Source organism: Halarchaeum acidiphilum MH1-52-1, assembly GCF_000474235.1.
Taxonomy (GTDB): Archaea; Halobacteriota; Halobacteria; order Halobacteriales; family Halobacteriaceae; genus Halarchaeum; species Halarchaeum acidiphilum.
In genome coordinates this window covers 1-18,981 of sequence record NZ_BATA01000026.1, presented here as the reverse complement: position 1 = coordinate 18,981, position 18,981 = coordinate 1, and the positions used below count along the sequence as shown (strand labels likewise).

General features: G+C 69.9%; 14 protein-coding genes and 3 pseudogenes. 14 read left to right on the top strand and 3 right to left on the bottom strand.

Features of this window, described 5'->3' with window-relative positions; genetic code table 11:
- Positions 1-38 precede the first annotated feature (38 nt).
- From glpA to AOZ13_RS06415, 12 genes and pseudogenes are all read left to right on the top strand, one after another.
- On the top strand, positions 39-1,730 hold the full coding sequence (glpA, locus tag AOZ13_RS06460) for an anaerobic glycerol-3-phosphate dehydrogenase subunit GlpA (RefSeq protein ID WP_020221647.1): 1,692 nt from the start codon (positions 39-41) through the stop codon (positions 1,728-1,730).
- Positions 1,720-2,969: pseudogene (gene glpB / locus AOZ13_RS15680) on the top strand (glycerol-3-phosphate dehydrogenase subunit GlpB). Before glpA ends, glpB begins: the two are co-directional and overlap by 11 nt.
- Complete coding sequence (locus tag AOZ13_RS06450; RefSeq protein ID WP_020222449.1) at positions 2,966-4,300, top strand: anaerobic glycerol-3-phosphate dehydrogenase subunit C; 1,335 nt, start codon at positions 2,966-2,968, stop codon at positions 4,298-4,300. Before glpB ends, AOZ13_RS06450 begins: the two are co-directional and overlap by 4 nt.
- A gap of 49 nt (positions 4,301-4,349) precedes the next feature.
- Positions 4,350-5,390 (top strand): ferredoxin--NADP reductase, encoded by a 1,041-nt coding sequence (locus AOZ13_RS06445; RefSeq protein ID WP_020222448.1) that lies wholly within the window; start codon positions 4,350-4,352, stop codon positions 5,388-5,390.
- A 30-nt stretch (positions 5,391-5,420) separates the two neighbouring features.
- Positions 5,421-5,801: a hypothetical protein gene (locus AOZ13_RS06440; protein WP_021780133.1), complete on the top strand. Its 381-nt coding sequence runs from the start codon at positions 5,421-5,423 to the stop codon at positions 5,799-5,801.
- Positions 5,802-5,839: 38 nt separating this feature from the next.
- Positions 5,840-7,123 carry a TraB/GumN family protein gene (locus AOZ13_RS06435; protein WP_020222804.1) on the top strand — a complete coding sequence of 428 codons (1,284 nt, stop codon included), beginning with the start codon at positions 5,840-5,842 and terminating at the stop codon, positions 7,121-7,123.
- The gene (locus tag AOZ13_RS06430; RefSeq protein WP_021780132.1) at positions 7,120-7,713 is read left to right on the top strand and encodes a zinc metalloprotease; all 594 of its coding nucleotides are present in this window, start codon (positions 7,120-7,122) and stop codon (positions 7,711-7,713) included. Before AOZ13_RS06435 ends, AOZ13_RS06430 begins: the two co-directional genes overlap by 4 nt.
- A 45-nt stretch (positions 7,714-7,758) precedes the next feature.
- On the top strand, positions 7,759-8,742 hold the full coding sequence (gene purM, locus AOZ13_RS06425; RefSeq protein ID WP_021780131.1) for a phosphoribosylformylglycinamidine cyclo-ligase: 984 nt from the start codon (positions 7,759-7,761) through the stop codon (positions 8,740-8,742).
- A 132-nt stretch (positions 8,743-8,874) separates the two neighbouring features.
- A pseudogene (locus tag AOZ13_RS15470) lies at positions 8,875-9,231 on the top strand (ATP-binding protein); the annotation flags it as partial.
- Between the two features lie 24 nt (positions 9,232-9,255).
- A pseudogene (locus tag AOZ13_RS15675) lies at positions 9,256-9,444 on the top strand (hypothetical protein); the annotation flags it as partial.
- Entirely contained in the window at positions 9,418-12,969 is a 3,552-nt protein-coding gene (locus AOZ13_RS15670) for a DNA topoisomerase VI subunit B (protein WP_394324676.1), read from the top strand. The pseudogene AOZ13_RS15675 and the gene AOZ13_RS15670, both read left to right, overlap by 27 nt.
- On the top strand, positions 12,966-14,066 hold the full coding sequence (locus AOZ13_RS06415) for a DNA topoisomerase IV subunit A (protein WP_021780129.1): 1,101 nt from the start codon (positions 12,966-12,968) through the stop codon (positions 14,064-14,066). The genes AOZ13_RS15670 and AOZ13_RS06415 overlap by 4 nt, the downstream gene beginning before the upstream one ends.
- Here the strand turns inward: AOZ13_RS06415 and AOZ13_RS06410 are convergent.
- Together AOZ13_RS06410 and ligA are read right to left on the bottom strand one after the other, a co-directional pair.
- Positions 14,063-14,839: an HAD-IIA family hydrolase gene (locus AOZ13_RS06410; protein ID WP_021780128.1), complete on the bottom strand. Its 777-nt coding sequence runs from the start codon at positions 14,837-14,839 to the stop codon at positions 14,063-14,065. The two genes, AOZ13_RS06415 and AOZ13_RS06410, sit on opposite strands and share 4 nt — an antisense overlap.
- 24 nt (positions 14,840-14,863) lie before the next feature.
- A complete protein-coding gene (gene ligA / locus AOZ13_RS06405; protein ID WP_020221739.1) occupies positions 14,864-16,528 on the bottom strand; it encodes an ATP-dependent DNA ligase LigA in 1,665 nt (554 codons plus the stop codon).
- Between the two features lie 102 nt (positions 16,529-16,630).
- Here ligA and AOZ13_RS14420 point away from each other — a divergent pair, with 102 nt between their 5' ends.
- Complete coding sequence (locus AOZ13_RS14420; RefSeq protein ID WP_020221738.1) at positions 16,631-16,789, top strand: hypothetical protein; 159 nt, start codon at positions 16,631-16,633, stop codon at positions 16,787-16,789.
- Positions 16,790-16,860: 71 nt separating this feature from the next.
- Positions 16,861-18,426: a hypothetical protein gene (locus tag AOZ13_RS06395; RefSeq protein WP_020221737.1), complete on the top strand. Its 1,566-nt coding sequence runs from the start codon at positions 16,861-16,863 to the stop codon at positions 18,424-18,426.
- Positions 18,427-18,441: 15 nt separating this feature from the next.
- Here the strand turns inward: AOZ13_RS06395 and AOZ13_RS06390 are convergent, their stop codons facing one another.
- Positions 18,442-18,855: an HIT family protein gene (locus AOZ13_RS06390; protein ID WP_020221736.1), complete on the bottom strand. Its 414-nt coding sequence runs from the start codon at positions 18,853-18,855 to the stop codon at positions 18,442-18,444.
- Positions 18,856-18,981: the final 126 nt, after the last annotated feature.

Sequence of the window (18,981 nt, the reverse complement as noted above, 5' to 3'; positions counted from 1 at the left end):
ACATAAGGTGCGGCGAGCGAGATGTACACTCGAACCGCATGGGTACGAGAACCGAGGTCCTCGTCATCGGTGGGGGCTCGACCGGTTGCGGCGTCGTCCGCGACCTCGCGCGACGCGGCGTCGACGCGACCCTCGTCGAGAAGGGGAACCTCACGAACGGGACGACCGGCCGGATGCACGGCCTGCTCCACTCCGGCGGGCGGTACGCCGTCTCCGATCAGTCGAGCGCGCGCGAATGCATCGAGGAGAACCGCGTCCTCCGCGACATCGCGGGCCACTGCGTCGAGGAGACCGGCGGGCTGTTCGTGAAACGCCCCGAGGACTCAGAGGAGTATTTTCAGGAGAAACTACAGGGGTGTCGCGACTGCGACATCCCCGCAGAGGTGCTCTCGGGCGCCGAAGCGCGCGAACGCGAGCCGTATCTCGCGACGGACGTCGAGAAGGCGATCGCGGTGCCGGACGCCGCCGTCGATCCCTTCCGCCTCTGCGTCGCGAACGCCGTCGACGCCGAGCGCAACGGCGCGCGCGTCGAGACGCACGCCGAAGTCGTCGACCTCCTCGTCGAGAACGGGGAAATCGTCGGCGCGACGGTGCGCCACGAGTCCGGGAAAGGCCCGCGCGAGCACGGAACGCCCGGCGAGACGGAGGACGTCTACGCCGACCACGTCGTGAACGCCGCGGGCGCGTGGGCGGGACGCATCGGCGACATGGCCGGTCTCGACGTCGCCGTCCGCCCCTCGAAGGGCGTCATGACGGTGATGAACACTCGACAGGTGGACACCGTGGTCAATCGCTGTCGGCCGAAGGGCGACGCCGACATCATCGTCCCCCACGAGACCGCGTGCATCCTCGGGACGACGGACGAGGAGGTCGGCGACCCCGAGGACTACCCCGAGGAGGAGTGGGAGGTCGACCTCGTCATCGACACGCTGAGCGAGCTCGTCCCGATCCTCGCGGAGGCCCGGACGCTGCGCTCCTTCTGGGGCGTCCGGCCGCTCTACGAGCCGCCGGGGACGGGCACGCAGGACCCGACCGACATCACGCGGGACTACTTCACGCTCGATCACGACGAGCGCGACGACCTGCCGGGGATGACGAGCATCGTCGGCGGGAAGCTCACGACCTATCGGATGATGGCCGAGTCCATCACCGACCACGTCTGCGGGAAGCTCGGCGTCGAGGCCGCGTGCGACACCGCCGAGGCGCCCCTCCCGGGGAGCGAGCGCGAGGGCGATCTGGACGCGGCGATGGAGCGCTTCGGTCTGCGCTCGCCGGTCGCGCGCCGAAGCACGGAACGCCTCGGGTCGCGCACGGCGGACGTGCTCGCGTCGTGCGACCCGAACCCCGTCGTCTGTAGCTGCGAGGGCGTCACGCGCGCGGAAGTGCAGGACGCCATCTCGCAGGCCGGCACGGACCTCAACGCCGTGCGCCTCCGGACGCGCGCGTCGATGGGGAACTGTCAGGGCGGGCGCTGCGCGCACCGGATCGCCGCCGAACTCCACCCCGAACACGACGAGGTGAGCGCGCGCGCGGCGCTCGACGAGCTGTGGGCGGAGCGCTGGAAGGGCGAGCGTCACGGGCTCTGGGGCGAACAGCTCTCGCAGGCGATGTTGAACTACGCGCTCCACGCCGCGACGCTGAACGAGGACGGCGATCCGGCGCGCACGGGCGCGGACGTGGCGTGGGACGCCTTCGACGGCGGCGTCGAGGAGGAGACCCATGGCGATTGAGGACGACGTCCTCGTCGTCGGCGGCGGCGTCGCGGGAATGACCGCCGCGCTCGCGGCCGCCGAGACGGGCGCGTCCGTGCGCCTCGTCACGAAGAAGCAGAGCACGCTCCGGCACGCGAGCGGTCTCGTGGACGTCCTCGGCTACGCGGACGGCGACCTGCTCGCCGATCCGTTCGACGCCATCGACGACCTCCCCGCGGACCACCCCTACGCGAAGGTCGGCGTCGAGGCGATCCGCGACGGACTCGCCCGCTTCGACGACGTGACGGGCGAGCGCTACCGGGGCGAGCATACTGATACGAACGCCCTCCTGCCGACGCACGGCGGGGCGGTGAAGCCGACGGCGCGCTACCCCGCGAGCGCCGCGGCCGGCCTCGCGAGCGACGACCGCGACGTCCTGCTCGTCGGCTTCGAGACGCTGACGGACTTCGACGCGCCGCTCGCCGCCGAGCACCTCGACGCCGCCGGCGTCCCGTTCGCGTCCGGGGCGCCACGGTGGCCTTCCCGGGCGACCCCCGGTCGGACGCGAAGGTCACGCGCTACGCGCACGCCCTCGACGGCGACGCGGACGGCGAACGCGAGCGCCTCGCGGCGCACGTCGCGCGCGTCCACGAGGGCGAGCCGCGCGTGGGCTTCCCGGCGGTGCTCGGCGAGGACCATCCCGCGGAGATCCGCGCGGCGCTCGCCGACGCGCTCGACGCCGACGTCTTCGAGGTCCCGATGGGACCGCCGAGCCTCCCCGGAATCAGACTGGAGTACGCCTATCGCGACGCGCTCGGCGAGGCGGGCGTCCACGTCGTCCGCCGGCCGGTCGTGGACTACGAGACGGACGGCGACGGGCGACTCACCGCGGCCGTCGTCGAACGCAACGGCCAGCACGTCCCCCACTACGCCGACTCGTTCGTCCTCGCGACGGGCGGGCTCGTCGGGAAGGGTCTCGACTCGGATCGCGGGGGCGTGCGCGAACCCGTCTTCGACTGCCACGTCCCCCATCCGGCCGACCGCTACGACTGGTTCGTCGACGACGTCTACGGCGAGCAGCCCTACCCCCGCTTCGGCGTCGTCGTGGACGACGACCTGCGGCCGCGGGACGCGGACGGACGAATCGAGTTCGAGAATCTCCGCGCCGCCGGGAGTGTCGTCGGCGGCCACGACTTCGCCGCGGAGTGCTCCGGGACGGGCGTCAGCCTCGCGACGGGCGACGCCGCCGGGACGGCCGCGGGCAGTGATACACAATGAGCGACGCAGAATCCCCAAGCGACGAGTTCGAACCGATCGACGTCTTCGAGGACGAGGAGACGCCCGACCTCCGGCCGGGCGCCGACTCGTGTTACAAGTGCTCGACGTGCGACACCAACTGTCCGGTCGCGGAGGTCGACGACGACTTCCCGGGACCGAAGTTTCAGGGTCCCGAGCAGTGGCGCCTCAAGCGCAAGGAGGACACCTCCGTCGACTCGTCGATCTCGAAGTGTTCGAACTGCATGCGCTGTGACTCCGCGTGCCCCAGCGACGTGCCGCTCTCGCAGATGCACAACACCGCGCGCGCCGAGTACGTCGATGAGGAGCTCTCGAAGACGAGCCTGACCTACTGGCGCAACCGCATCCTCGCGAACTACCGGACCTCCGCCTTCCTCGCGAGCAAGATGCCCCGGATCGCGAACTTCGCGATGAACTTCGGGCCGGCGCGGTGGGCGATGGAGAAGACCCTCGGCGTCACCAGCGAACGCGACTTCCCCGCGTTCGCGACCGAGACCTTCCGCGAGTGGTGGGAGCGCGAGGGCGGCGCGGACGGCTCGCGCGAACGCGCCCGCGAGGCCCGCGAGCGTCGCGGCGAGGACGTGGACGCGGAGAAGAAGGTCGCGTACTTCCACGGCTGTTACGCGAACTACAACACCCCCGAGGTCGGGAAGGCGATGGTGCGGGTGTTCGAGCACTTCGGCTACGAACTCGTCGTGCCCGAGCAGCGCTGTTCGGGAACGCCGATGTTCGCCAATGGCATGCTTGAGGACGCCGAGCGCCACGCGAAGGTGAACGTCTCCTCGATGGGCGACCTCGTCACGCAGGGCTACGACGCGATCGCCTCCTGTACGTCGTGCTCGATGGCGCTCCGGCAGGAGTACCCCGAACTGTTCGACATCGACGGCATCGAGGACCTCGCCGAGAACACGTGGGAGGCGCTCGAATACCTCCGCGTGCAGGAGGACCTCTCCGGCGAGCTCTCCGCGGCCGTCGTCGAGGACGAGGACCTCGCCGAACTCGCCTATCACGCGCCGTGTCACGCCCGCAATCAGGGTCTCGACGGGCAGGCGCTCGAGCTGTTCGAGGACCTCGCGGGCGTCGACGCCGAGGACGTCGGCGACTCGTGTTCCGGGATCTCCGGCACCTACGGCTGGAAGGAGGAGAAGTACGAGACGTCGATGAAGATCGGCGAGGAGATGTTCGACCACATGGAGGAGGCGGAGGGCGAAGTCGGCATGACCGAATGTCCCACCTGCGCCATGCAGATGGAGCACGGCACCGGCTACGAGATCAAACACCCGCTCGAAGTCGTCGAGTCCGCGCTCATCTAAAGCCAGCGACCCCGCCGCGTTTACGGCGCTCGCGCGCGAGCGTTCGCACATGGCCGACAGCACGCACCCGCGACTCGACGAGCAGGTCGAGGAACTCCCCTTACTGACGGACACCGCGACGGTGGCGCGGGTGGACGCGCTCGACGAGCGCCGCGGCGACGAGATCAGACGCGCGGTTCACCGGCTCCTGCGCGAGCACGGCGCGGACGTCACGAAACACATCGCTGACGACGGGATCGCGTGGAACGCCCTCGAGGACGCGATCGCGGATCTCGACCTCCCGGACGTGACCCGGACGAAACTCCGGACGCTCCGCGAGCGCGACGAACGCGGCTATCCGTCGCTCGTCGAGGTCGCCTTCGATCCCGACGAGCCGTTCGACTTCGCGCCCGGGCAGTTCGTCACCATCCGCTTCCGCGGGACGCCGCGGCCCTACTCGATCGCGTCGTCACCGAACGCCGAGGAGATGTCGCTCTGCGTCAGACGCGTCCCCGGCGGACGGCTCTCCGAGAAGCTCTGCGCGGAACTCGAACCCGGCGATCACCTGCCCGAGCTGCGGGGTCCGAACGGCGACTTCACGCTGCAGGATCCCTCCGCGAAGGACATGGCGTTCCTCGCGACCGGGACGGGGATCGCGCCGCTGCGCTCGATGGTCTCCTACCTCTACGAGGAAGGTCTCGACACCTACGAGGGCGAGGCGCGCGACGTCTGGGTGTTCCTCGGGGCGTCGTGGGAGGACGACCTCGCGTTCCGCGAGGAGTTCCGCGCGCTCGACGCCGAACACGAGGGCTTCCACTTCGTCCCGTGTCTCACCCGCGAGCGATACCTCACGGGGTGGACGGGCGAGACGGACTACGTCCAACAGACCCTCATCAAGTACCTCGTGGACGGCGTCGAGGCGCCCACGCTGGACGCCGACCTCCGCGAGTTCTTGGACGAGGAGCCGGCCACGGACATCGAGACCCGGATCGATCCCGACGACCTCGAAGTGTACGCCTGCGGCGTCTCCGCGATGGTGCAGACGCTCGAGGACGTCTGCTCGTGCGTCGGCGTCTCCGGCGGGGACATCCGCGGCGAAGGCTACGGGTAGCGTTTTTGTCGCGTGCGTGGGCGCAGACACATGCCCTCCGCCGCCCGCTCCGCCCCGGTCACGCTGACCGGCGTCCTCGCGGGCGTCGGCGTCGACGCGCTCCTGACCGCGGCGTTCATCGCCTGCTGGGAACTGCTCGCCGCCCGCGTCCCGTTCGTCGGCCTCGCGTTTATCGGCCTCGTCGCCGCCGTCCGACTGGCGCGAAACCTGCGGATGGACGCGACGCGACGGCGTCTCGGCGCGCTCGCTGTCCCGCTCGGCCTCCTCGGCACCGTCGCCGGCCTCTTCCCGGCCGTGGCCTGCCCGGACGCCGCGAGCGCCCGTGTCACCACCTCCCAGTCCGCGCCGCCCGCGCTCGCCGCCGGCCCCCTCGTGCTCGCGGCGGGCGCGGCGCTCGACGTCGCTGGGTGACGACACACGTAAGGCCCGGCCCGACCAATCCCGCGGCAATGAGTGACAGCGCGCGCGACGGCGAGGGATCGGTGCGGCTCGTCGGGACCGCGCACGTCTCCGCGGACTCCGTCGCGGAGGTCGAACGCGTCATCGAGGAGGAGGAACCCGACGCGGTGGCGGTCGAGTTGGACGAGGGGCGCTACCGGCAGATGAAGGGCGGGACGCCGGACGAGATCGCGCCCGCCGACCTCCTGCAGGGGAGCATGGCGCTCCAGTTCCTCGCGTACTGGCTGCTCTCCTACGTCCAACAGCGGCTGGGCGAGCGCTTCGACATCGACCCGGGGGCGGACATGCTCGCGGCGGTCGAGAAGGGCGAGGCGGTCGGCTCGGAGGTCGCGCTCGTCGATCGGGACATTCAGGTGACGATCCAGCGCTTCTGGGCGCGGATGAGCCTCCTCGAGAAACTCCGGCTCGTCGGGCAACTCGGACTCGCCGTCGTCGGCGTCGGCGGCGAGGAGGAGGAGGAATTGGAGATGGCGGAGCTGACGGACACGGACGTCGTCTCCGCGATGATGGAGGAGTTCCGCGAGTTCAGCCCGAAGGGAGCCGAAGCGCTCATCGACGAGCGCGACGCCTACCTCGCGCACAACATCCTCCGCCTCCGCGAGCAGGGCAAGCGCGTCGTCGCCGTCGTCGGCGCCGGTCACAAGGCCGGGATCGAACGCTACCTCGAGCATCCGGAGGAACTGCCGCCGATGGAGGACCTCACGGGTCGCGCGGAGAAGCGGTTCTCGCTCCTGAAGGTCGCCGGGAGCGTCCTCACGCTCGCGTTTCTCGCCTTCTTCGCGCTCGTGCTGATGGCGGGCGTGAGCAACGGCACGCTCCTGCGGCTGTTCGCCGCGTGGTTCCTGTTCAACGGCGTGATCGCCGCGGGCCTCGCGCTGCTCGGCGGCGCACATTGGACGTCCGCGGGCGTCGGCGGCGCGGTGGCGTGGCTGACGAGCATCAATCCGCTGCTCGCGCCGGGGTGGTTCGCCGGCTACGTCGAACTGCGCTACACGCCCGTGCGCATCAGCGATATCGGGCGGCTGAACGACATCCTGAGCGACGAGACGCTCCCCATCCGGGAGGTGTTCGCGCGGATGACGGACGTGCCGCTCTTTCGCCTGATCGCGGTCGTCGCGCTCACGAATCTCGGGAGCATGATCGCGAGCTTCCTCTTCATCCCGCTCGTCCTCCCGTTCGTCGGCGGCGATCTCAGTAGCGCGAGCGAGATCATGACCGTCCTCGTGCAGGGGGCGCAGAACAGCCTCGACCTCCTCCGGGTGCTGGTGCCGTGACCCGCCTCTCCTTCGACGCGCGCGAACTGCGCGACCTCGCCCTCGCGTGGCTCGCCCTCGGCGTCGCGTTCACCTTCTTCCACGAGCGCGTCACGATCACGACGATCGGCGCCGTCGTCGCCTCGCGGGGCTTCCTCCTCGCGCTCGCCGTCAGCCTCCTCACCGCGGGCGTCGGCTTCCTCCTGCACGAGCTCGCGCACAAGGTCGTCGCCGTCCACTACGATCAGGTCGCGGCGTTCCGCGCGGACTACGGCCTGCTCGCGCTCGCGGTGCTCGGCGGTCTCGCGGGCTTCCTCTTCGCGGCGCCGGGCGCGGTCGTCCACCGCGGCCGGCTCACGCCGCGCCAGAGCGGCCTGATCGCGCTCGCCGGACCCGTGACGAACCTCGCGCTCGCCGCCGTCTTCGCGCTCGCCGCCTTCGGCAGCGGACTCGGGTGGCGCGGCGTGACGATCAACCTCCTGCTCGCGGGGTTCAACATGCTCCCCGTCGGGCCGCTCGACGGCAACACCGTCCGCGAGTGGAACACGTACGTCTACCTCGCGGTCGCCGTTCCGAGCGTCCTGCTCGCCGCGGCCGCGTTGTACGTCTGAGCACACACCGCTACCCTTTTCGCTCCCGATTGCGCACGTCCGTGTATGACTGAGGACGACGAGGAGGGCATGACGTACGCCGAGGCGGGGGTCGACATCGACGCGAGCGAGGCCGCGACCGCCGCGCTCGTCGACGCCGTCGCGGACGTCGGGAACACGACGGACTACGCGGGACTCGTCCCGGTGGGTGACGAGTACCTCGCGCTCGCCACCGACGGCGTCGGCACGAAACTGCTCGTCGCGGAGGCGATGGACGACTACTCCACCGTCGGCATCGACTGCATCGCGATGAACGTCAACGACCTCGTCGCGGCGGGCGTCGCGCCCGACGCGTTCGTCGACTACCTCGCCGTGGACGAACCGAGCGAGAGGCTCACCGCGCAGGTGGGCGAGGGTCTCGCCGCGGGCGCCGAGGAGGCCGGCATGGCGCTCGTCGGCGGCGAGACGGCCGTGATGCCCGAGGTCGTGACGGGCTTCGACCTCGCGGGCACGGTCGCCGGTCTCGCGAGCGAGGACGATCTCTTCCCCGGGGAGGCCGAGGCGGGCGACGCGCTCGTCGGCTTCGCCTCGACCGGCATCCACTCGAACGGTCTCACGCTCGCCCGCGAAGCGGCGACGAGCGACGACGGGAGCTACGACGACGACTACCCCCACGAGGGATACGAGACGGTCGGCGACGCCCTGCTTGAGCCGACGCGGCTCTACACGTACCTCCTCCCGCACCTCCGCGAGCGCGACGTCCACGCGGCCGCGCACGTCACCGGCGGCGGGTGGACGAATCTCTCGCGGATGGGCGACTTCGAGTACGACGTCACGGATCCCCTCCCCGCGCAGGACGTCTTCGACTTCGTGCAAAAACGCGGCTCCGTCGCGGACGAGGAGATGCACCGGACGTTCAACATGGGCACCGGATTCGTCGTCGCGCTCTCCGAGGGCGAGGCGGAGATGCTCGTCACCGAGACGGACGGCGAGCGAATCGGCACCGTCCGCGAGGGCGAGAGCGTCGAGATTCGCGGTCTCTCGCTGTAGGCGGGCACGCGTCGGACGCCCGCCGCGGGCGTCGCCGGCCCGGAACCGCCGCTTCGCCGCGTCGTCTTTCACTTTCACCCCGCTGTACCCACGGGGTTTTATAGCCGTGTGCCCAAGGTCGCCGATACGGAAATGACGTCCTTCCAGTCGACACTCGCCGATGGGGACGACGATGGCATCGCGGAGGAGCTCGCCGCGAGCCAGCGCGAGATCTCCATCGCCGAGTTCTTCGAGAAGAACAAGCACATGCTGGGCTTCGACTCCGGGGCCCGCGGGCTCGTCACGGCCGTCAAGGAGGCCGTCGACAACGCCCTCGACGCCGCGGAGGAGGCCGGTATCCTCCCCGACATCTACATCGAGATCGACGAGTCGGGGGACTACTACACGCTCGTCGTCGAGGACAACGGACCGGGTATCACCAAGGAGCAGATCCCGAAAGTTTTCGGGAAACTCCTCTATGGTTCACGGTTCCACAGTCGCGAGCAATCACTGACGCCCGATCAGGAACTCCTCGTGCGACGCGACGGCGTCGTCGAGACCGTCCCGATCGGCGTGCTCTGCGACGCGTACCTCCCCACGGAGGGCGCGGCGACCGCCCCGCTCCCGGCCGACATCGAAGTCCCCTCGTTCGACCGCGGGACACACGAGATGTCGTGGCAACCGGTCACGCACGCGATCCGTCACGAGACGGACGAGCGGACGTACGAGATCACGACCGAGAAGGGGCGCACCGTCGAAGTGACGGGCAATCACAGCCTCTTCTCAGTGACGAAAGACGGAGAGACGAAACAGGTGAAGGCCGGCGAACTCGAACCCGGCGACGCGGTTCTCACGCCGCGTTCGCTCCCGACGACCGACGATCCGGTCGAATCGGCCAACCTCCTCGAACACCTCACGCGCGAGCAACTCGACGACCGCCGGCTGTACGTCTACGGCTTCGATCGGGACGCCCTCGAAGAGATTCGGAGCGGGGAGACGATCCGAAAGAAGCCGCGCGAGGACAGCGAGCGAAAGCGGACGTACTACCGATACGACGGCGTCGACGTCCTCAAGGACAGCCTCGAGTCGAACTATCTGGAGAAGGGCTATCTCCCCGCGTCGACCGTCCTCGAACTCGGCTGGGAGGAGCGGGCCGCCGACTGTGACCTCAAAACGTATCAGGTCGGCGGCGAGGAAACGACGATTCCCGTCACGGTCCCGCTCACGGACGAGTTCGCCCGTCTTCTCGGCTACTACGTCGCGGAGGGGCACGTCGGCCCGCGACAGGTCGGATTCACGTTCGGATCGCACGAGGACGAACTGATCGAGGCGACCGAAACGGCCGTCGCGGGCGTCGGCGGCGGGACCACGACCGTCGAACGCGAGCGCAACTCGACGCGCGTGAAGGCCTTCGGCTCGCCGCTCGCGATGTTCCTCGGGAACGTCTGCGGGAAGGGCGCCGAGAACAAGCGCGTCCCGTCGTTCCTCTTCGACGCGCCGGCGGACGTCCAGCGCGAGTTCCTCACCGCGGTCTATCGGGGCGATGGCTCCGACTCCCACCCCGGGAACGAGCTCTCCCATACGACGGTGAGCGAGACGCTCGCGCGCGGTATCTCCGTCCTGTGGAACATGCAGGGCGTCCTCGCGAGCACGGAGACGGCCGAGAACACCAGCGGCTACGCCGAGGACGGCTCGACGACCTACCGGACGACGGTGTACGGCGAGGACCTGAGCGTCCTCGACGACTTCGGCGAGCGGAAGCCGACCGGCGAACAGGGGTACAAGCGAATCCCGACGTCGCTCCTCGACGACGTCCGCGTCGACGACGTGGACGCACACACCGTCCCGGACACGATCCCCGGACTGCTCCGCGGTGCCGGTGTCGGGTCGTCCGTCGAACACGCCGAGGTGTATCAGTCCCTGATCGAGGCGGCGCTCGACGGTGACGCCGTCGAGAAACCGCGCTACACGCACAACCTCGTCGAGATGGGGCTCCTCGACGCGGATCACGAGCCGACGGACGCCCTCGAAGCGCTCTACTCGACCCTGCAAGCGCTGCAGGGGCTCACGGAGACGGACATGTGTCTCCTCCCCGTGCAGTCGGTCGAGGAGACGGAGGCGCCCGAGTACGTCTACGACATCTCCGTTCCCGGCGCGACAAGCGAGGACGAGAACTTCGTCGTCGCGAACGACGGTGCGCTCTCCGTGAAGAACAGCCGCGGTCAACAGGGGATCGGAATCTCCGCGGCCGTCCTCTACAGCCAGCTGACCTCCGGGACGCCCGCGAAGATCACCTCGCGCACGCAGGGGTCCGACGAGGCGAACTACTACGAGCTCGTCATCGACACGGACACGAACGAGCCGGTGATCAGCGAGGAGGAGACGGTCTCGTGGGACCGCTCGCACGGGACGCGCATCGAATTGGAGATGGAGGCGAACATGCGCGCACGCGGGCAGCTCCACGACTACGCCGAGCACACGGCGGTCGTGAACCCGCACGCGCGCCTCGAACTCCGCGAACCCAACGAGACGTTCAAGTTCGAGCGCGCCGAGGACGCGAGCCTTCCGGCCGAGACGGAGGAGATCCGCCCCCATCCCCACGGCGTCGAACTCGGCGCGCTCATCAAGATGCTCGGCGAGACGGATTCTCGCACCGTTCGAGGCTTCCTCCGCGAGGAGTTCACGCGCGTCGGCGCGAAGACGGCGGACAACATCTGCGACGCCTTCCGCGACCGGCACGACGGACGCGAGCTCGCGTGGCGGGTGCCGGGGGCGAGCGAGGACGACCTCGACGCACGGATCGCCGACGCCGTGTCGAACAAGCCCGCGGACGCGACGGCGGCGTTCGCGGCCGCCGTCGCCGACGCGGTCCGCGATCGCGGCGCGCTCTCGTACACCGACCTCGAAGCGCTCGTCGCGGACGTCGCCGCGGAGACCGAGACGGAGATCACGTTCGGCGCGACCGTGCGGGAGAACGTCGTCGACGCGCTCTGGGCGGTGATCACCGCCGACCGACGGGGCGACCTCTACCGGCACGTGGACGCCGCGACGACGACGCAGAAGGACGACGCGACGGTGGACGCGATCGCCGAGCGCCTCGCCGCGAAGTTCGGCGACGACACGCCGCGCGATCGCGTGACGCGCGACGAACTCCGGGAGTTCGTCGAGCGCGCCGCGGACGCGACCGAGAACGTCGACGGCGTCACGGTCGGCGAGACGGCGCGCGAGAACGTCACGGGCGAGATCTGGGCGGGCGCGCACGCCGTCACGGACGATCTCCCCGCCGCCGGCGAGATCGCGTCCGACCGGAATCTCGCGCGCGACCTGCTGGAGGCGATGAGCGCCGTGGACGTGATGGCGCCCCCGACCTCGTGTCTCGCGCCGATCGAGGACGACCTCATCGAGGCCGGCCTCCGCAAGGAGTTCGACGCGGACTTCTACGCCGCGGCGACGCGCGACGCCGAGGTCCACGGCGGCGACCCGTTCGTCGTCGAGGCCGGCATCGCCTACGGCGGCGAACTCGACTCGGGGGGGACCGTGGACGTGATGCGCTTCGCGAACCGCGTGCCGCTCGTCTACCAGCGCGGCGCGTGCGCGACGACGAAGGTGCTGAAGGACATCGGCTGGCGCAACTACGGTCTCGATCAGCCCGGCGGGAGCGGTCTCCCGAGCGGCCCGTGCGTGATCATGGTGCACGTCGCCTCGACGAACGTCCCGTTCACGAGCGAGTCGAAGGACGCCATCGCCTCCGTCCCCGAGATCGAGGACGAGGTCGAACTCGCGGTCCGCGAGGCCGCCCGCGACCTCAAGGGGTTCCTCAACGAGCGCCGATCGCGACAGAAGCGCCGCGAGAAGCAGAGCGTCATCATGGACGTCCTGCCGACGATGGCCGAGAAGGTCGCCGAGATGACCGCGCGCGAACCGGTCGACGTGGACGACTCGCTCGCGCGCATCATGAACAACGTTCTCGTCGAGCGCGAGCGAGAGGACGGCGTCGTCGGGATCACGGTCGAGAACAACACCGACGCGAACGCCAAGATCGACCTCACGGACATCGTCTCCGCGGAGCCAGCGGACCTCACCGACGGCACCGTCGTCGAGATGGACGGCGAGTGGTTCGTGAAGTGGTCGCCGACGGTCGCGAGCGGCGAGGACGCGACCCTCGAATACGCCGTCAGCGACGACGCCGACTGCGACCTCTCCGTGAGCGGCGTCGCCGACGAGAAACTCACCGTCTCCCAAGAATGAGCTCAGACACCGCATCCGACGACGCGGCGCGCGAGCGCCTCATCGACATGGCCGCACAGTTCTACGACCAGTTCGCGGACGGCGAGATCCCCGCGATGGAGCTACCGACGCGCTCGAAGTCGAACATCGTCTTCGACGAGGACGCGGACGTCTGGGTGTACGGCGATCGGACGTCGACGCGCTCCGCGAACTCCGCCTCCGGGGCGCGCAAGCTCCTGAAGGCCGTCTACACCATCGACTTCCTCGCCCAGCAGTTGGCGGAGGACCGCTCCTCGACGCTGCGCGAACTCTACTACCTCTCCGAGTCGTGGGACGAGGAGGCCGCGCAGTTCACGAATCAGTCGGAGTCCGACAGCCTCGTCGAGGATCTGGAGATCGTCTCCGGCGTGAAGCGCGAGGACTTCCACATGCGCCCGGAGGAGAGTGGCGCGAAGGTGATGGGACCCCTCAAAATCCGCGAGCAGACGAACCGCGGTGACCGCGAAATCCACTGTCAGGACGACGTCGGGCAGGGCGGCTACCAGATCCCGAACAACCCCGACACGATCGAGTTCATCGATCACGACACCGAGTTCGTCCTCTGCGTCGAGACCGGCGGGATGCGCGATCGCCTCGTCGAGAACGGCTTCGACGACGAGTACAACGCGCTCGTCGTCCACCTCGGCGGTCAGCCGGCGCGCGCGACGCGGCGCCTCACGAAGCGCCTGCACGACGAACTCGACCTCCCGGTCACGGTCTTCACGGACGGCGACCCGTGGTCGTACCGCATCTTCGGCTCCGTCTCCTACGGCTCGATCAAGTCCGCGCACCTCTCCGAGTACCTCGCGACGCCTGAGGCGCGGTTCATCGGCATCCGGCCGGCGGACATCGTGGAGTACGACCTCCCGACCGACCCGCTCAGCGACTCGGACGTGAACGCCCTCGAATCCGAACTGGAGGACCCGCGCTTCCAGTCCGAGTTCTGGACCGAACAGATCGAACTCCAGCTCGACATCGGGAAGAAGGCCGAACAGCAGGCGCTCGCCTCGCGCGGGCTGGACTTCGTGACCGACACGTACCTGCCCGAGCGCCTCACCGAGATGGGGATCCTCGACTAGTCGAGCAGCGCCGCGGCCGCCCCGAGATCGGCGACGACGTGATCGGCCCGCTCCTCGTTCTCAGAGCGTCTCCCGCCGTCGATCCCCGTCCGAACGCGGACGGTCGTCATCCCGACGCGCTCGCCCATGACGATGTCCGTCTCGGGGTTGTCGCCGATCAGCACGCACTGTTCGGCGGGGACGCCGAGGCGGTCGAGGAGGAGTTCGGCGGTCTCCCGCGAGGGTTTGCCGAGGACCGCGTCGGGGTCGCGTTCAACGACGCCCGCGACGGCGTTGACGATCGCCCCCGACCCCGGGATCGGTCCGTCGGCCGTCGGGATCGTGCGGTCGGGGTCGGTGCCGACGAAGCCGACGCCGTCGCGGAGCGCGCGCAGCGCCGCGTGCAGGTCGTCGTAGTCGAAGCCGGGATCGTAGCCGACGACGACGCACTCGGCGGCCGCGGGATCGGCGACGAGGTCGCGCTCGGCGTCGCGGAGCTGATCGACGATGGCGTCGGCCGCGATGGCGAACACGGCGTCGTCCGCGTGGTGCGCGCGGAGGTACGCGATCGTGGCCGTGCAGGCCGTGAGGATCTCGTCGGGGGCCGCTTCGACGCCGAGATCGCGCAGGCGCGCGGCGTACGCTTCGGGCGGAATCGTCGGATTGTTCGTCAAAAACACGACGTGCTCGACGCGCTCGCGGATCGCGGCCATCGCGTCGCGGGCACCGGGGAGGAGGGTGTCGCCGTGCAGGAGCGTGCCGTCGAGGTCGACGACGGCCGCGCGAGGGGCCATACGCGGGGTTCGGGACGCGTGCGTTTACCCTTGTTTCTCGGCGAGGCGCTCCACCCGCGAAAGTGAGTCCGCGTCCGCGGGGTCCTTGTCGTCGCGGACGGCGAGGAAGCGCGGGAAGCGAAGCGCGTACCCCGAGGAGTACGTCGGCGAGCGCTGGATCTCCTCGTAGCCGACTTCGAGGACGACCGCGGGGTCGATGACGACCGTCTGGCCGTCCTCGTCGCGGACGTGGGGTTCGAGTCGCTCGTCGAGATCGGCGAGTTCCTCGTCGTCGAGACCGGTCGCGACCTTCCCGATCGTCTCGTAGCCGTCGTCCGTCCGCGCCGAGAGGAGGAACGTCCCGAGCGTCTCCGCGCGCCGGCCCTCGCCCCACTCCGCGCCCGTCACGACGAGATCGAGCGTCTCGACGTCCGGCTTGCGCTTCAGCCACTGCTTCCCGCGCTTCCCGGGCGTGTAGGCCGACGCGGGATCCTTGAGCATCACGCCCTCGTGGCCGGCCGCGAGCGCCTCGGCCGCGAAGGCCTCGATCTCGTCGGGGTCGTCCGAGCGGAGGAGATCGGAGACGGCGTCCGCGTCGTCGAGCAGGTCGGTGAGCGTCGCGTGGCGCTCCACGAGCGGCGCGTCGAGGAGGTCGTCACCGTCGGCGTGGAGGCAGTCGAACGCCCGGAGTTCGACGGCGACCTCCTCGCGCATCCGCTCGACGTCGTGCTTCCGGCGGAAGCGACGCAACACCTCTTGGAAGGCGAGCGGCGCGCCGTCGTCGCCGATCGCGACGACCTCGCCGTCGAGGATCGCGGGGACGTCGAGGTGCGCCTCGGCGAACTCGACGACCTCGGGGAGCGCGTCCGTGACGTCCTCCATGTTCCGGCTGAAGATCCCCGTCCGGCCGTCTGGATCGTGGTGCAACTGGACGCGCGCCCCGTCGTACTTGTACTCGGCCACCACCGTCTCCCACGCCGCCACGGCGTCGGCGACGCTGCCGGCTTGCGCGAGCATCGCCTTGACCGGCCGCCCGATTTCGAGGTGGATCGAATCGAGACCGTCCGCGCCGCGGTCGCGCGCCGTCTCCGCGACGAGTCCGTAGTCGTTCGACACCTGTAGGGCGCGGGCGACGGCGTCGACGGGGACGTCGAAGGTCTCGGCGGTGGCGTCGCGGACCGTCCCCTCGCCGACGCCGATGCGCATCTCGGCGAGGACGAGGCGCGCGAGATAGCGCGCTTCGTCGTCGCGCTCGCAGCGCGAGAGGAGACCGAACAGCGTCGCGACCTTCTCGTCCTCGCTCCCCGATCCGGCGGCGGCGGCGAGTCCCGCGAGTTCGTCGTACACCTCGCGGACGGACAGCGCGTCGTCGCCCGCGTCGGTGAACGCCCCGAGACCGCGCTGGCCGCCGAAGTCGTAGCCCGCCGCGACGGCGCCGATATCACCCGTCTCCGCGAGGCGGTCCTCGACGTCTCCGGGTCCGACGTTCGTCCCCGCGGCGCGGGCGACGGCCTCGCGGCAGAGGCGCGGGCCGACGTCGAGCGTGCGCTCGCTGTACGCGGGGAACACCCGTCCCTGTACGAAGCGCGCGACGATCGGCAGGTCGGCGTCCGCCGCTTCGAACAGGTCGGCGACGAGTGCGACCGTTTCGAGATCCGCGGGCTCGGCCTCGATCTCGGCGGCGCGCGCGGCGAACTCGGCGAACTCCATTCGGTGACCGTAGCCGGAGTGTGCACTTAACGGGCGCGGAGGCGGACGGTGCGGCGTCGCGGGATCGCGACGCTTTCGAACCCGCGGCGCGAACGTGACGGCATGAGTCGAGACGACCTCGATGAGGCGGTCGACGAGTTCCTCGACGGCGCGGATGCCGTCTACGAGGACTACGAGCGCGGGTACACGGACGCGGACGCGGCGCTCCACGTGCTGGAGAGCCACCTCGACGATCTCCGCGAGGCGTACGAGGACGAGTAGCGACGTCGCGGCGTCGGACGCCCGTCCGCGGTGCCGCGTCATTCAAGTCCCGACCGCACGAAGTCGCCGGTATGGCTGAGTCGGAGCTCGCACGCGACGTCGAGTCGGTGCTGGCGGTTGACCCCGACGCGTTCGACGAGCGGGTTCGCGAGGACGCGGCGGTGATCAAAGAGGAGATCGAAGCGGGGACGTTCGACAACCCGCAGGCCATCGTCGGTCTCGAATACGAGTTCTACGGCGTCGCCGACGACGGCTCGCTCGCGCGCATCCCGCGGCGCGTGCTGGAGTTCGTCGGCTTCGAGAAGGAACTCGGTCTCCACAACGCGGAGATGACGGCGAGCCCCCAGCCGTTGAACGAGTACGGGCTGGCCGCGCAGGAATCGGAGGTGCGCGCGCGTCTGGAGGCCGCGGCCGAGCCGATGGACGCCGAAGGGCTGCATCTCGTGAGCGACGCGATGTGGACGATCCCGCCGGAGGGGGAGACGGCGCGCGAATACCTGACGGACAGCGTGAACGACGACGGCGTCGAGATCGCGACGAACATGAGCGCCTCGACGCGGTATCACGCGATGGCGAACACCGACCGTCCGGCGTCGATGGGGATCGACGCCCCGCACGTCTCCCTCGACGCGGACACGGTGATGCCCGAGGCGCTCATCACCTCCATCCAACCCCACTATCAGGTGCCACAGGCCGTCGACCTCCCGACGTACTTCCGGTACGCCGTCCGCCTCGCCGGTCCCCTCTTGGCGCTCGGCGTGAACTCGCCGTTCTACCCGCCGGACCTCTACGACGCCGACGCCACCCCCGAGGCGATCCTCGCGGACGGCCACGACGAGGGCCGCATCGACGTCTTCGAGGACGTGTTGAACGTCCCGGGGAAGAGCGAGAAGGTGCGCTTCCCGCGCGATCTCGACAGCGTGCAGGACGCCGTCGACGCCGTGGTGGCGGACGCGACCGTCGTCCCGATGCCCCCGACGTCCGTCGCGTCCGGCGGGCGCTTCGACGACGAGTTCGCGCACTTCCGGATGAAACACGGGACGTTCTGGCGCTGGGTGCGCCCGGTGTTCGGCGGGGCCTCGAAGGAGTCCGCGAACGCCCGCATCGAGTTCCGCCCGCTCCCCGGTCAGCCCACGGTCCGCGACACGATGGCGTTTCAGGCGCTGCTCGCGGGCGCGCTGGAGGCGATGGTCGCGCGCGACCACCCCCTGTACGATCTGCCGTGGGAGACGGCGCGCGAGAACTTCTACGCCGCCGTCCGCGACGGGTCGGACGCCGAGATCACCTACCGCGGGGTGGACGGCGAGACGACGGACGCCGACGAGATGTACGCCGACCTCTTCGAACAGGCCGAGGCCGGTCTCCGCTCGCGCGGGCTGGACGAGGAGGCGGCGGCGAAGTACCTCTGGCCGCTGCGCCAGCGCGCCCGCCACGGCGTCACGCCCGCGGACTGGAAGCGCGAGCGCGTCCGCGAGAACCTCGACGACGGCGCGTCCTTCGAGAACGCCGTCTACGACATGCAGTACGACTACCTCGAATACCAGCGCGACACCCTCATCACCGGGAGCTTCGCGGACTGGACGGGCCGCGGTGAGGAACTCGAAGCCGAGACCCACCGGAGCAATCGGCGCGGATAGCGCGGCGCGGACGGCTCAACGCCGCTCGTCCACGCGCTCGCGCAGTCGCTCGGCCAACCGCGTCGCGGCGGCGTCGTCGAGCGTCCCGCGCTCCAGCGCGAGATGCACGTCGTCGTCCGCGTCCCGCGGGAGCAGGTGGACGTGCGGGTGCGTGACGTCGCCGACCAACTCCGGTGTCGTATAGAAGACGCTGACGCCGTCGGCATCGAGCGCCACCCGGAGCGCTCGTCCGACCGTCTGCACGGCCGCGAAGACGTCCGCCGCCTCCGACGGGTCGTCGAGCACGTCGCGCTCGTGAATCGTCGGCACGACGAGCGTGTGACCGCGCACCGCGGGATTCGCGTCGAGGAACGCGACGACGTCGTCGGTCTCGTAGAGGCGGTGGGCGTCCGCGTCGCCCGCGGCGATCGCGCAGAAGTGACAGGCCATACGAGAGTCCACGGATGCGGCCGATAGAAACCTTGTCGCCGCGGTGGTCGGTGAGTCGAACCGCGCCGAAACGCGATGCGACGCGGTGCGGTGCTGGTAGTGGGACGCGTCGCTGTGCGGTGGGGC